Origin of the sequence: Pseudoduganella lutea (genome assembly GCF_004209755.1) — a bacterium.
Taxonomy (GTDB): Bacteria; Pseudomonadota; Gammaproteobacteria; order Burkholderiales; family Burkholderiaceae_D; genus Rugamonas; species Rugamonas lutea.
On sequence record NZ_CP035913.1, the window covers coordinates 202573 to 216342 of the forward strand.

Genomic DNA, 13770 nt, shown 5'->3' on the forward strand with positions numbered 1-13770 from the left:
ATCTGCCTGAAGCGCCTTTCGTCTAAAGTTGTCGAGAAACACGGAGGTACTTCAACACTTAGACAGAAATCGACTACGCCTCGGTAACGCTAGCACTTAGTAGACGAGCCCCCATGACAGTCTAGACTATTGAGGGATTCCTGCCGAGCAGCTCATTAGTTGGTGCGCTGGCATATATTTGTGAGGGCCAGGTCGGGCTGTCGGCTATTTGGATCATCCAGAATCGATCGACCCGAATCAACTCAGGCAGATGCTGCGGGTCATCCCGATGAGTAGTAAGAATCGGCTGTTCAGTTGACCGAGCTGGGCGCTAAGTACATCGGCATTGAGCAAAACTAGCTGGCCACCTGCAAGCTGCACAAGATCATCATCTATGTTCGGATGGGGCGACTTACACAAGTTCGCCAGCGTGTCGCGCCTGCCGTCGCAGTCTGGCTTCTACGTCTGAGAGCGACCACTGCCCAGGGATCGTCAATCGGCACCGGTTACGAGCAAATTGCACTTGCTCATCACGCCGGCGTTTCCGTGATCTAGAGGGCCGACCATATCGATCGCCTTGACCGTATAAACCACCCTGGTATCTTTCTTGGTGAACGGTACCGCAATCACGCTGGTCGGAATTTGAGCCTCCCAATTGGCCGCGCGCCGCCGCGTGACCGGTTCGGATTGGCTAAAATTCAAGTGGCGCATAGTCGTATTCAAGCGGCCCTTTTCGTCGGTGCTCAGCGCAGTAACGAACACGAGCCGTTGCGGGCGGACTTCGGCGAGCGAGTGCAAAGCAAATCCCCGATTGTTCATCGTGATCCATTTACCGGCATGCAGGTACAGGCTAATGCGCAGACTATTGCTCTTCTCGTCAGGCAATTGCTGCTGTTTGCTCGTCGAAACAGATAACTTTAGTTCCTCCGCAGCAGATAAGATTGACTTCCTCGCAATCCATGCGGGCGACATGCCGCCTACTCCCTTTCAATTGGGATTGATGTCGAATTGGCTGAAGAATATCTTCCTGAAACCCGTAGCCTCTTCAAATTACAGGTTCTCGATTTGCTTGCGCTTAACGAACGTATCTTTACTATTTTTGAACACGCCAGTTTCCGCATCCGGAAACGCGATTTCGAGGCGCCTTGCGATTTCGCCCAGCCACGCACCACGATACGTCTGGTCGAGCCCGTTCCACTGTCCCCCGCAGCAAAAATCTTTGATATCCGTGCACAACGTATCGATATAGAATTGATTTGGCTTGCCGACTAATGTCTCCTTCGAGCATTTCAAGAGCCATCTGTATAGCATCTCAATGTTCTCTTGCTCCAGTGCCATATCGCCTCCGTGTGGCTGGGCCCGGGTGAGGCCGAACAAGACCAGTATAGGCGTGGTTGACATGACCACCAAGTATTCTGCTCGACCAGATGTTCGCTAACAGCTATGTATTCCGGAATGTACTCCGGCACGGCAAACTACGTTTGCGTTACCTGGGCAGCCAAATCCTCGTTTGCCTGCACGCCGTTCATCCGCTCGAGCGCAAGGCAGAGTTCGGCGAACGCCATCGGCTTGGCAAACAGCCATCCCTGCGCATACTGCACGCCGTTTTCGATCAGGAAGTCGGCTTGTTCCCGGGTCTCCACGCCCTCGGCGATCATGCGCAATCCCATTGCGCGCGCCATCGGGATGATGTGGCTGACCACCTGGCTGGTGGGGGCACGCGTGCCGATGGCTTCGATGAACGAGCGATCGATCTTGAGATAATCGAGTTCCAGCGACTCGAGGTAGGAGAGGCTCGAGTATCCGGTGCCGAAGTCGTCGATGGCAACCTCGATGCCACGCGCTCGCAGGTCGCAAATGACTTTCCGGGCAGGTCCGATGTCGAGCAAGGCCCGCTCGGTCAGTTCGACCAGCACGTTGCTCGGCCTGGCACCCGTCCGATGGAGCAATTGGTCGAGCAGATCGACGATGGTCGTCGTCAGGAGATCGGCTGCCGAAAGATTCAGGGCGACGTGGAATGTCGGGTGATCGGCCAGGAAGCGGCCGGTATCCTCCTGCACCAGGCGAAGCACGCGTTCGGTCAGCTTCGTGATGGCGCCGGTGCGCTCGGCGACAGGGATGAACAGGTCGGGGCCGATCAGTTCACCCGTGGCGCGGCGCCAGCGCAGCAATGCTTCGGCACCCACCCATTTTCCCGTTGCCAGCTCGACGATCGGCTGGTAGACAAGAAAGAACTCGTTCTTGCGCAGGGCATGCCTGATGGCGCTGGCCAACGACATCTGGCGCCGGGCCAGCAACAGGATCGCCAGGGCCAGCGCGATGCCGGCCACCACGCCGGCGGGGACCACCCGCATTGCGATGTCCATCGTGCGCCGGTCGAGGTGGGCGCGCGGCACGGCTGCGACACCCGCGTTCAGGTAGGACGGGGAACGGACCACGGCAACGAGGTAACGGTCGGTCAGGAAGGTGACTTCGCGCTTGTCGCCCAGCTGCTCCAGCCATCGCCGATCGACGTATCCCCGGTTGGTCATCGGCGTGCCGCTATCCTTCATCTCCAGGTGCAGCGCGGCGAGCGACACATCCGGGACCGTGGTCCAGGTATCGAGCGGCAGGTCGCGGTGAAACAGCACGGCATAATCACCGCGCTGTATGCCGATCAACGGGCTGGAGATATCGCCGGCAAGCGGCACGCGGGTGTGCACGACAACATTCCTGGAAGTACGAAATGTCTTGGCGCCCAGAGCGACGGGTTGCATACCCATCGAAGAGCATGCCAGCGTATCGCCACGGACGTAACCGATGGCCTGGATGTACGTGGACGACAGGTCGATACGACGCATCAGCGCCTGTGACTCTACTGAGCAGGGTGGGAAGCCGGATGCTTCAAGCTGATCGATGCCGCGAAATGCCTGCCGCCCCGTTTCGTCGGTCCGGCGCGTGATGTCACGTGCGTAGCCAAGCGCGAGGTCGGCCTCGGCCCGATGGGCCTGGTAATGCGCTTCCCTGTAGGCGAGCCAGGGCGCGACGCCGGCCGCGACTGCAGCAAGCAGCAGCAGGGTTGCGCTGGACACCGCTCGTCTGTTCATGTCGCCTCCGCGGTCGGCCGGGCGCAGGGCCGCCCGTTGCTCCCAATGAGCAGGCAGTATACTCCCACCCATCAGGCAGCTTCGCAGCAAAGGTGATTGCCATAGCAGAGTACCGTTTCACAAGCTGGTCAGGCACGCGGTCATCGGCGAAACCTCCAGCGGTGGCCGCCTTCTTCAGCCGTTTCCATGCCGGGGCGTGGCGCAGCAGCGCTACTGCCGCAGGCTCTTCCGCACATAGCCCGGCAGGTTCGGATTGCCCAGCAGGCGTTCGATGAACCGGTTGTCGTCCACCGCGGTGATCGGATCGAGGGCCATCCGCCGCACCGGCGTGTCGGCCGCGGCGCGCAGGGCGATGCCTGCCGGCGCGGCGTGGGCACGGGCGCCCATGTGCACATGGTCGTCGTGGTCTTCCATCTCCAGGTCCAGCCGCCATTCCGGGGCCGCGCCGCGCGCCATCGCCGGCGCCGGCTGCGCCGACTCTTCCGCGAGTTCTGGCAGGTGCGCCAGGCCATGCGCCAGCTTGTCCACGGCGGCGGCCAGCGTCATGCCGCCCATCGCGTCGTCCCCCTCTTCCACCAGGTCGATGTGGTATTCCTTGCCGCCGATGGTGAACGACTCGCTCGTCAGCGGATCGCCGACGGTGAACGCGGCGGCTTCGCCCACGCGGATACGGCCATCGATGAGGATGGCACGGATCGCGGACTCGCCGGCATCGATCAGGGCGGTGTACGGATCGGCGTGCGTGCCGTCGATGACGAGCAGGTCGGCGCGAAGGCCGGTGGCGATCGAGCCGATATGCTTCGCCCATCCCAGCATGGTCGCCGGCACCGAGGTCACCATCTCCACCAGCTCGCGTGGCGTGAACAGGCTGTCCCCGCCCGTGCTCCGCCGTGCGCTGACCGCCCGTGCCACTTTCAGCTCGCCGAGCAGGTTCTTGCACCCGCTCGGGCTCCAGTCCGCACCGAGGGCGATGGGCACGCCGCGCTTCTTCGCGGCGGCGACATCGGCCGTGCGGCCATACAGCAGCAGGTTGCTGGTGGGCGACCAGACCATGCCGGCCGTGCGCGCCATCACGCTGAAGTCGCGCGACTTCAGGCCCACGCAGTGGATGCAGATCATCGACTTGCCGACGGCCCAGCGGCCATCGTTCAGCAGCAGGTCGCGGAAACGCTGGCGCGCCAGGCGGTCCGTGCCCTCGCTCAGGTGGTAGAAGAACGGCATGCCGGTCGCCAGTGCCGGCACGAGCTTGCTCCTGATTTCCTCGGGATGGAAGTCCAGCGTCTGGCACCCTGCTATCGGCCAATCATGTTCGAGCGGCTGCTCGACGTTGCGCACCAGCCCCTCGAACAGCTTGCGCGTGCCGTGCGACGACGACAGCGACATGCCCTGCGCTGTCGTCACGCCGCCAAACAGGCTGCGGCATTCGGCATAGCGGATGATCGCCCGCGTATAGCCGGGATCGGGATGGCGGGCCAGCAGGCTGGCCGGCCGTGCCACGTCGGACTGGTAGCTCGCCTCCTGCGTGCGCCACTGGTTGCGGTTCGTGTACCGCTTCTGCACCTGCCACAAGGGCAGCATGTTGTAGGTGAGGTGGTTGTGCAAGTCGACCAGACCGGGAAAGATGGTGCCGGCCGTTTCCGTGACGTCGACATCGCCGAAGCCGGCCGGCAGCGGTTCACCTGGCGCGAGAACGGCCGCGATCGCGGCACCATCGATGCACACGCGCCCGTGCCGCACGATCCTGCGCCCCGCATCCATCGTGACCACGTCGCCGGCCAGGATTTTCCTGCGGCCCTGGTGCTGCGCACCGCCCTGCGGTTGCCCGCCGTTGAACTGGATCATCGTGTCCTCCATCGCGCTGTTGACCGACGATTGCCGGCGAATGGGGGCGAGGATGGCACGGGCAGGAAGATGAAAGTTCAGGTAAATTGTATTTTGATTGTCGCCATATGGTTGCAATAAGGATCAGCGATCCGGACGGCTAGCCTGCAATCCGGTAGAACCGCCGGGCATTTTCCCCGAAGACGGCCGCGCGGGCCGGCGCGTCCAGGTGCGCCAGCAGCGCCTCGCTGGCGGCGATCCAGCGGCCGTAATCGGCCGCCAGGTCGAGCACGGGCCAGTCGCTGCCCCACAGCACGCGGCCGGCGCCGAACGTTTCCAGCACGTGCCTTACGCAGGGCCGCAGATGCCCCAACGTCCAGCCCTGCCCCGCCTCGGTGACGATGCCGGACAGCTTGCAGTGCACCTGCGGCAGCGCCGCCAGCGCAGCGAGATCGTCGCGCCAGCGCGCGAGCGCTTCTGCCGCGCCGGCACCGATGGGCGGCTTGGCCATGTGGTCGATGACGATCGGCAGCGCGGGGTGACGCCGCGCGAACGCCAGCAGCGCGGGCAGGTGCCGCGGCAGCACCAGCGCATCGAACGCGAGGCCATGGCGCTGCATCGCCTCCACAGCCGGGTCGAGCGCGGCATCGTCGATCCAGCGCTCGTCCGCCAGGTCCTGCAGCATCGGCCGCAAGCCGCGCAGCTTGGCATGTGCCGCGAGCGCGGCGATCCGCTCCGGCGCATCGGGCGCCTTCAGATCCGTCCACCCCACCACGGCGGCGATGAACGGGAACCGGTCCGCGAGATCGAGCAGGAAGCGCGTGTCGGCTTCCTCCGGCAGCGACTGCACCAGCACCGTCGCGCCGATGCCGTGTTCGCGCAGCAGCGGCTCCAGGTCGGGTGGCGCGAAATCGCGGTGGATGGCGGCCAGTTCCGGCGGTGGCCAGCCGCCATGGCGCGCGGCCAGTTGCCAGAAGTGCTGGTGGGCGTCGATCCTCATGCGGCCTCCATGTGCAGCGCGGCGGACAGGCGCGGCTGGGGCAGGCCCAATGCCAGCTCGCTGGCCAGCACGACGATCGGCAGCAGCCTGCGGCGCTTTTTCTCGCCATGGTTCTGGGCGATGTCGGCCAGGCGGTGCGCAAGGAACGGATTGGCGAACCGGTCGCGCACCTCGGCCACGTAGGCGCGCGCTGCCGGCCCCTCGTTCATCGCACCGAACACGGGCAGGATCTCGTCTTCCCACAGCGCTTCCAGGTCGCGCCGCAGCGCCGGATCGGCCATTGCCCGGCCCACCGTTTCATCGGCCGCGCGGCCTTCCAGTAGCCAGCGTTCGGCGAGGAATGTGTGCGCGGCATTGAGGAGGAACAGCTTGCGCCGTTCGTAGGGTGCCAGACGGTCCGTCAGCACGATGCGCGGATGGCGGCACGGCAGCACCATGCCCGGCTGCGCCTGCATGACCCAGATCGCATAGGGCTCGGCCACCGCGCCGGCCGGCTCGATCGCCTCCGACACGATGCGGTCCACCAGCGAATCGACCCAGATGCAGCGGCCGCGCAGCCACGCGACGAATGCCTCGTCCAGCCGCCACGCGCGCGCCATGTTCGACACCACGTCGCGCAGCACGCTGCCGTTATGCGCGACCAGCTCGCACGGATACAGCGTGAGCGGCGCACCACCGGCTTGCCAGCGCCCGTGCAGCAGCACCAGCAGCTTGGCCGGAAAGCCGCGCGGCGGCGCATCGCCATCGAGCAGGTGCGGCCCATCCCCGGCCACTGGTTCATACCCACGATCGCCCGTGTTCGACACGATCACCTGCACCGACGTCGCCACGAGCGCACGGATTGCGGGCCAGTCCCGGTCGGCATCGAACCCCGCCGCGATCGCGGTAACTTGCCGCTCGTCCTCGACCACCCGGCCCTCCAGAAGACCGCGGATGCGCACCGGGTACCCGCCCGGCGCGGCCAGCGCGGCGATCCGGCGCAGGCTTTGCGGGTTGCCGGTGGTCTGCACCACGGCGATGCGGCCCAGGGCATCGTGCCGTTCCAGCGCTTCGTCGACGAACAGGTCGACGTGCGCCTGCAGGAAGCGGCTGGTCCCGAATTGCAGGATGGGGGTTTCGGTTGTCATCCGTAGCAGTCTCCAAGTCGTCTGTATTAAATATATACCATACCGACGAGACTGGTGCCACCACAAGTTTCAGCGCCCGCGTGCGCCCGATCCGCCCATGCTTTCCCTGCAGGCCACAACGCGGCAGCGGACGAAAGGAAACGGCATGGATAGCGAAACCTTGCTGGTGGCGGCGGAAGGCGGCGTGTTCAACCGCCAGCCGGGTCGCTGCGGTATAGCGGTTTCGGAGCCTGTACCAGCCATGCTTCCTCCATAGATGCGCTGGCGGATGGTCCGGTGTCACGCATTGACCTTGTTCATCGCCGCCGTGATGGCCTTGCTCAGGTCCGGTTTGAAATCGCCGTTGGCATTGATCGCTTCCGTCACCGACCGGCTGAAACCGCCCTTCGTGATGAAGTCCCCCGCCGTTTCGGCGATCGTGCCCACCGCGTTGGCGCCATGGATGGTGGAATCGTGGACACGCGCATCGACGACGGTCACCACCACGGGCGGGCTGCCACCCTGCTGGTAGGCGATCTCCAGGTTCACCAGCATCTTGAAGCCGACACGGAAACTGGGGTCGCCGTAGGAGCCGAATACGGTGGGCGTGGTCAGGTCGAACTTGATGTTGTTGCCCGGCGCCGCCAACCCGACCGCATACCGGTCCGGGGCCAGTTGCCGCACGGTCGACGTGATACTGCCGAGGTTCACATGGGGATCCTTGATGTTGACACCGTCCGCCAGGCCGCGGTTGCGGATCGCCTTGTCGATGTGCTCCGTCAGCAGCGCCTTGCCGCGCCCGTCCCACATGATCTGCAGCATTTCCTGCATGCGTGCCGGCTGTTGCGCAAGGGCCTGCAGCTTCTGCCGGTAATTCGTCGCGTGGGCCAGCACGAATACCAGGCCGGCCGCCGCATGCCCGCCCCCGGCGTTGCATTTGCCCTTGTCGGGAAAGCCGTCGTAGAACATCAGCATGCACTTGTGGCAGAAACGCCAGCTGGCCTGCGCGACGGGGGTTTCGGCGGCACTGTGCGGCAGCGTGAAGGTATAGCCGGCCGCGACGTGCGGTCCGCCATCCGCCGCGCACACACCCTTGCCGGGGAAGCCGTTGAAGAACAATGCCTGGCATTTGCCGCAGTAGCGCCAGTTGCTTTGGGCGGTGGCCGTTTCCGGCACGCCGTGCGGCAGCACGAAATTGAAGCCGGCCGCCTCGTGCGCGCCGCCGGCCTTGCACACGCCCTTGGCGGGATAGCCGTTGAAGAACATCGCATGGCACTTGTGGCAGTAGCGCCAGTCGCGCTGCTTCGGCGTTTGCGCCAGCGCCGGCCCGATGGTCAGCGGCGACAGCAGCCAGGCCGACGCGGCCAGCCAGCGCGCGCCCGTCATCAAGGAGCTGCGCCGCGATTGGTTGATGGAATGCGCGCCGTGCTGTGTCACTGCGCTCGACCGGTAGGCGATCATGAAAGTACCTCCATGGATCCCGGCGGTATCGGATGGCACCGCCGCATGCATTTGCAGATCTCCATGCTGCGCCGGACCGGCGAATGCGTCTGTCGCCGGATGTCGTGATTGTGTCCGCACGGCGTGCCGGAGTGTCACCGGATGTCACCCGTCATCACGGGGGCCACGGAGCCCTGGAATTATCAGAAAGTTAATGCTAGACTGCCGCCCCGCCCCGACTCGACTGTTTTAGGGCATCGTATTTACTCCACTGCCCATCCATGGACTTCATCAAGAAAGCTTCCTGCATCGCCTGCCTGTCCGTCGCCCCGTTTGTCGCCCCATTTGCCGCGCCATATGCCGCCGCGGCCGACAAAGGCGCGGTGCTCGCATCGATGCCCGCGCTGCTGCTGGACCGCCACCAGCTCGTCACGGTGGACGGCAAGCTGGATGAGGCGCCGTGGCGGGCCGCGCCCGAATTCGCCACGTTCCACCAGTTCTTGCCGGAGAACGGCAAGCCGCTGCCGGCAGGCCTGCGCACGAGCGTGCGCCTGCTGATCGATGGCGATGCGCTGATCTTCGGCATCCGCGCATGGGATGGCGCGCCGGACAACATGCGCAGCTCGCTGGCGCGGCGCGACAAGGTGGCGAACGACCAGGACTTCATCGGCATCTGGCTCGACCCCACCGGCCATGGCCGCGCCGCCCAGTTCGTGCGCGTGAACATCGACGGGGTGCTCACCGACGGCATGTACCGCGCCGACGAGGACGAGGACGACCTGGGCCCCGATTTTCCCATCGATGCGGCCGTGCGCCGCCTGCCCGACGGCTACAGCATGGAGATCCGCTGGCCGATGTCGAACCTGCGCTTTCCCTACGCGGACGGCAAGACGTGGCGCCTGATGGTGGAACGCAGCGTGCCGCATGCGGGCGGGCTGCGGCTCACGAGCACGCCGTTGAAGACGGGCTCCCTGAGCTACATCGATGCGCTGCAGGAGATCGGCGGCATGGGCGGCACCGTGCAGGCCGTGCGCGACCGCGCCTTCGTCGACCTGAAGCCGGAACTCACGGTCCGCGCCAGCCACGACCGGGACGATGCCGGCCGCCGCCACGGCAACGAGGCCAGCGTCGGCCTGGAGATCAATGCGCGGCCGCGCGCCGACTGGGTGTTCAACGCCACGCTCAATCCCGATTTCTCGCAGGTGGAAATCGACGAGCCCATGCCCACCGGCGCCAGCCGCATCGCCCTGTCGCTGCCGGAGAAGCGCGGCTTCTTCCTGGAGAGTGCAGACGTGCTGGGCCTGCCGCTGTCGGCCGTGTATTCGCGCACGGTCGCCAGCCCGCAGTGGGGCCTGCGTGCCACGTGGCGCGATGCCCGGGCCGACGCCACCGCGATGAGCCTGCGCGACGAGGAAGGCGGCGTGGTGCTGCGCGGCAGCGTGTATGAAACGGCGCAGCATGCGCAGACGCGCCGCACGTTGGCCAGCGTGGCGCGCGCGCGCTGGCATCGCGACGGCATGTTGCTGGGTGCCTTCCTGTCGCAACGCGATTATGGCGATGGCGGCAGCAACGAGGTGGCAGGGTTCGACGGCCAGTGGCGTGGCGGCGGCACGCAGGCATCAATGCTGCTGATGCACTCGCAAAACAGCGCCGGCTTCGTCGACGAGCCCCGCGAGGCCACCGTGAAAGTCCCCACGCGCAGCGGCAGCTACGGGCAGGGCCGGTACGTGCACATCAGCGACGACTGGTGGAACGAAGTGAAGGTGGAAGCGATCGGCCCCGGCTTCGTCAACGACAATGGCTTCGTGCCGCAGACCGGCGTGGTGAAGACGGACATCAACCTGAACCGCCGCCTGGGCGAGCACAACGTGCCCGTCCCGGCGCCCGGCATCGCGCCGCTGAAACTCTACGAACTGGAAGCGCACCTGGGCCTGCACGAGATCCGCACGCTGTCCGATGCCACGCTGGGCCAGCGGGCCAACCAGGTGGTGCAACGCAAGCTGCAGCCGGGGATCTGGTTCCGCGCGGGCCGCCAGACGGACCTGTGGGCCAACCTGGGCTTCGACCAGCAACGGGCGCACCGCCAGGGCAGGCTGCACGACACGCCGGCCCTGCACTTCGGCTTTGCCTCGTCGCCGCTGCCGTGGATGCCCGTACTGAAGGGCGAGGTCACACTGGGCCGGCAGCTCGACGTGGATGCCGACCGGGTCGGCCGCGGCGGCAATGTCGTCATCGATGCCGGCTTCCGCTTTCCGCTGGGCGCGCTGGGCGCACTGGCACGGGGCTGGGCGATGGAATCGGATGTGCGTGTGAACCGCGCGTGGATCGAGGGCACGCTCGGCCGCCCGGCATTCGCCGACAACGGCTGGCGCTGGCTCGGCATGCTGCACTTCACGGCCAGCGATTCGCTGCGGCTGCTGGCGCAGAACACCTCGTCGTCGCGGCGCGACGATGGCGTGTCCGGGCTGCCACTGTGGGCCGAGCGGGGCTCGCACCGCTCGCTGCTGTACCGGCACCTGTGGCGGCATGGCCGCTCGATGTCGGTCGGCTACGCGCGCGACCGGGCCAGCGAAGCCAACACGGTCAACAAGGCGCTGACCATCAAGATGCAGTGGGAGGTATAACGCCGCCGCCCCGGCTGCCGCCACGATGTCATCGTGCCGTCATACGCGTCCCCTACGCTGTGCGGATCGCAGGCACGCCGGATGACAGCGCGGGGGCCTGCTCATCAAGAGGCGGCCCACCATGCATCCAATCGCTTACGTATTTGCCGGCGCCGGCGACACCGCGGCATGGATCGCGCTCGGCGTCATTTCGGCCGTGGCGGCCTGGCTGTTGCGCGACGGCCTGCGGCTCGTCGTCCACCTGCGCGCTGCGGACAGCCTGATCGCGGCGGGCATGGCCGAGCAGGATGCGCTGCGGGCCGCCGGCTGCCTGTTCTGGCAACTGCCCTGGTACCGGCGCATCTTCAGGCGCTATCCCGAATTGGAGAGCTGACTGTCATCATGCGGTCAAGATCGCGGGTTAACGTTGGAAACCCTTGTGCCGGCATGCCGCGCACGGTTCAACCCCAAGGATTCCGATGACAGAAAAGGTTTACAACGTGCTGTTCCTCTGCACCGGCAACGCGGTGCGCAGCATCATGGCCGAAGCGCTCGTGACGACGATGGGCAACGGCAGGTTCCGCGGCTTTTCCGCGGGCAGCCGCCCTGCCGGCAGCGTCGATCCGCTGGCGCTCGAGCAGATCGCGCCGACCGGCTACCCGCTCGATCGCCTGCGCAGCAAGAGCTGGGACGAGTTCGCGGCGCCCGGTGCACCGCAGATGGACTTCATCTTCACCGTGTGCGACGACGCCGCCGGCGAATCGTGCCCGTTCTGGCCCGGCCACCCGATCACCGCGCACTGGAGCGTGGAAGATCCCGCTGTTGTACAGGGCACCGAGGAGCACCGGCGCGCCGCCTACCACCAGGCATTCCACCAGATCCGCGCGCGCATGAGCATCTTCGTGGCGCTGCCGCTGCACATGCTGGAAAAGAATGCCATCCACCAGGAACTGGCGGCGATTGGCCGGGCGGCCTGAACATCCGGGGCCAGCGCATCTCAGACTAGATTAACTGCCAGCACAAAGGAAATCTTGCCGACGTCGGCGCCCTTCTTCTCGACGCTGACCGAACGCAGGACGGGCATCACGAGCGAGGTACCAGGCTCATAGACCTCGCCGTGGTGGAGCAGGTAGCGCAAATCCGTTTCCGCTACCTGGAAGGGTTCCACCGAATAAGGCATGTCGGCCACAACACAACCCGCCGACACCAGTTTTTGCATCACACGCCGGCACGCCTCATCCACCGGCGCGTCCGTTACCGCCACATCAAGTACCGTTGTTCTCATATTCGACCTCCTCAGCGAGCGCCCGGGCGCGACCACGTTGCGTGGATAGTTCGCGCCTGAAGGGATCTTCCGAATGGCTAAGTGCTCCGTTGACCGGTGCTGCTAGCGTTATCAGTGCTGCGTCTGGAGCATTACTTGGAGGATTCGGAGTATGACGGATTTATGACAAATAGTAAATATTTCCTTACATCATGAAGGGTTATTTTCGTACTGGCCGGTACATGATCCGGGCCCGAATCAAAGCCAGCCTGCCTTCTTGAATCGCCGGTACAGGTAGCCGCACACGGCCGCTATCGTACACAGTGCGAACGGATAGCCGTATTTCCACTTCAGCTCCGGCATGTATTCGAAGTTCATGCCCCAGATGCCTGCAAACGCGGTGAATACCGCGAAGATCGCCGCATACGAGGCCAGCTTCTTGCTGATGTCGTTTTCCTCGATCGCCACCATCGACAGCGTGACCTGGATCGCCGTATTGATCGTGTCGCGCACCGCGTCGAGCCGGCCGGCGATGCGGAACAGGTGGTCGTGCACGTCGCGGAAGTAATCCTGGGTTTCCGCCACCACGGCGGGCACCCGGCCGCCGTGCAGGCGCCCCATCGCGTCCATCAGCGGCATCACCGCGTGGCGCAACACCAGCGCCTTGCGTTTCAGCGCATACAGGCGTTCCACGTTGGCGCGCTGTTCGTCCTTCTGGCTGAAGATGTGGTCCTCGATCGATTCGAGTTCCGATTCCAGCATGTCGACGATGGGGAAATAACGGTCGACCACGGCGTCCACCAGTGCATACAGCACGAAGCCTGCGCCCTTGCCCAGCTGGTGCGGTTCCCGTTCGGCGCGGGCGCGCACGCCGAGGAAATCTTGGGGCGAATCGCGCCGCACCGACAGCACATAGTTCGTCCCCGCGAACACGGCCAGCTGGCCGACCTTCAGCTGGTCCCCTTGCATTTCCACGATGTGCACGACGACGAAGATGTTGTTGCCGTACTCCTCCATCTTGGGCCGCTGGTGGCCGCGGGCCGCATCCTCGATGGCCAGTTCGTGCAGGCTGAATTCGTCCTGCATGAGGGCGATTTCATCCACGTCCGGGTCGCGCAGCGCGACCCACACGAACGTCTCGGGTTCCTTGAGGTATTCACTGATGTCCACGACGGGGACATCGAGCAGTTTCTTGCCTTCCTGGTAGGCGACGCAGTTGATCAGCATGTTGACTTGCAGTGTAGGTGACGCAAATGCATGAGCTTACAGCATTGTCGATGTTGCAAAAATACGTCAGGCGATGCAAGCAAACCACAACGACATTGGAAGCGCTACCAAATTTCATGTTTGCGCTATTCATTTATATCAGCCGCTTCACTATGATGGCCGCCTTTATCAGGCTTGCTGATACCATTTTGCATATCAGTGATGGCATAAAAGTTATTGGATTACGGGTAGGCTAAGGGCTAGA

General features: G+C 64.7%; 13 protein-coding genes. 4 read left to right on the forward strand and 9 right to left on the reverse strand.

Annotation, left to right across the window (positions count from 1 at the left end; translation table 11 throughout):
• Positions 1 to 471: 471 nt before the first annotated feature.
• From EWM63_RS00845 to EWM63_RS00875, 7 genes are all read right to left on the reverse strand, one after another.
• The gene (locus EWM63_RS00845) at positions 472 to 951 is read right to left on the reverse strand and encodes a hypothetical protein (RefSeq protein WP_130184859.1); all 480 of its coding nucleotides are present in this window, start codon (positions 949 to 951) and stop codon (positions 472 to 474) included.
• A 78-nt stretch (positions 952 to 1029) separates the two neighbouring features.
• Complete coding sequence (locus EWM63_RS00850; RefSeq protein WP_130184860.1) at positions 1030 to 1317, reverse strand: hypothetical protein; 288 nt, start codon at positions 1315 to 1317, stop codon at positions 1030 to 1032.
• Between the two features lie 137 nt (positions 1318 to 1454).
• Entirely contained in the window at positions 1455 to 3065 is a 1611-nt protein-coding gene (locus EWM63_RS00855; protein ID WP_165390708.1) for an EAL domain-containing protein, read from the reverse strand.
• A 210-nt stretch (positions 3066 to 3275) separates the two neighbouring features.
• Positions 3276 to 4907: an amidohydrolase family protein gene (locus EWM63_RS00860; protein ID WP_165390709.1), complete on the reverse strand. Its 1632-nt coding sequence runs from the start codon at positions 4905 to 4907 to the stop codon at positions 3276 to 3278.
• A 139-nt stretch (positions 4908 to 5046) separates the two neighbouring features.
• Positions 5047 to 5886 carry an amidohydrolase family protein gene (locus tag EWM63_RS00865; RefSeq protein ID WP_130184863.1) on the reverse strand — a complete coding sequence of 280 codons (840 nt, stop codon included), beginning with the start codon at positions 5884 to 5886 and terminating at the stop codon, positions 5047 to 5049.
• Positions 5883 to 7013 (reverse strand): mannitol dehydrogenase family protein, encoded by a 1131-nt coding sequence (locus EWM63_RS00870; RefSeq protein WP_130184864.1) that lies wholly within the window; start codon positions 7011 to 7013, stop codon positions 5883 to 5885. Before EWM63_RS00870 ends, EWM63_RS00865 begins: the two co-directional genes overlap by 4 nt.
• 279 nt (positions 7014 to 7292) lie before the next feature.
• On the reverse strand, positions 7293 to 8453 hold the full coding sequence (locus EWM63_RS00875) for a hypothetical protein (RefSeq protein ID WP_130184865.1): 1161 nt from the start codon (positions 8451 to 8453) through the stop codon (positions 7293 to 7295).
• 260 nt (positions 8454 to 8713) lie between these two features.
• Here EWM63_RS00875 and EWM63_RS00880 point away from each other — a divergent pair, with 260 nt between their 5' ends.
• From EWM63_RS00880 to EWM63_RS00890, 3 genes are all read left to right on the forward strand, one after another.
• On the forward strand, positions 8714 to 11056 hold the full coding sequence (locus tag EWM63_RS00880) for a DOMON domain-containing protein (protein ID WP_207221212.1): 2343 nt from the start codon (positions 8714 to 8716) through the stop codon (positions 11054 to 11056).
• A 121-nt stretch (positions 11057 to 11177) separates the two neighbouring features.
• Positions 11178 to 11429, forward strand: a complete 252-nt coding sequence (locus EWM63_RS00885; protein WP_130184866.1) for a hypothetical protein — start codon at positions 11178 to 11180, stop codon at positions 11427 to 11429.
• A gap of 85 nt (positions 11430 to 11514) precedes the next feature.
• Entirely contained in the window at positions 11515 to 12012 is a 498-nt protein-coding gene (locus tag EWM63_RS00890; protein WP_130184867.1) for an arsenate reductase ArsC, read from the forward strand.
• Between the two features lie 20 nt (positions 12013 to 12032).
• On the opposite strand, the gene EWM63_RS00895 is transcribed toward EWM63_RS00890, so the two are convergent.
• Positions 12033 to 12320: a hypothetical protein gene (locus EWM63_RS00895; RefSeq protein WP_130184868.1), complete on the reverse strand. Its 288-nt coding sequence runs from the start codon at positions 12318 to 12320 to the stop codon at positions 12033 to 12035.
• 237 nt (positions 12321 to 12557) lie between these two features.
• Entirely contained in the window at positions 12558 to 13526 is a 969-nt protein-coding gene (corA, locus tag EWM63_RS00900) for a magnesium/cobalt transporter CorA (RefSeq protein WP_130184869.1), read from the reverse strand.
• A gap of 26 nt (positions 13527 to 13552) precedes the next feature.
• Between corA and EWM63_RS00905 the strand changes: the two genes are divergently transcribed.
• Positions 13553 to 13762, forward strand: a complete 210-nt coding sequence (locus tag EWM63_RS00905; RefSeq protein WP_130184870.1) for a hypothetical protein — start codon at positions 13553 to 13555, stop codon at positions 13760 to 13762.
• Positions 13763 to 13770 lie beyond the last annotated feature (8 nt).